The organism is Paenibacillus camelliae, assembly GCF_023715345.1.
Lineage (GTDB): Bacteria > Bacillota > Bacilli > Paenibacillales > Paenibacillaceae > Pristimantibacillus > Pristimantibacillus camelliae.
Genome location: NZ_JAMBNY010000105.1, coordinates 1 through 230, shown reverse-complemented (window position 1 = coordinate 230; position 230 = coordinate 1). Strand labels below are relative to the sequence as shown.

Here is a 230-nt window from a genome sequence, read left to right as displayed (position 1 = left end):
GTTATCGTTTGGTGGCGATGGCGGAGGGGAACCACACGTTCCCATCTCGAACACGACCGTTAAGCCCTCCAGCGCCGATGGTACTTGGACCGCAGGGTCCTGGGAGAGTAGGACGTCGCCAAGCGGTGGCTAATAAGGGCCTTTAGCTCAGCTGGTTAGAGCGCACCCCTGATAAGGGTGAGGTCGGTGGTTCGAGTCCACTAAGGCCCACCATCTACAACTTTATATTA

At 56.5% G+C, this 230-nt stretch carries 1 tRNA gene and 1 rRNA gene; both read left to right on the top strand.

Annotation, left to right across the window (positions count from 1 at the left end):
* The first annotated feature begins 7 nt into the window (after nucleotides 1-7).
* Nucleotides 8-124 (top strand): 5S ribosomal RNA (rrf, locus tag M3180_RS22615).
* 12 nt (nucleotides 125-136) lie between these two features.
* A tRNA-Ile gene (locus M3180_RS22610) sits at nucleotides 137-213 on the top strand.
* Nucleotides 214-230 lie beyond the last annotated feature (17 nt).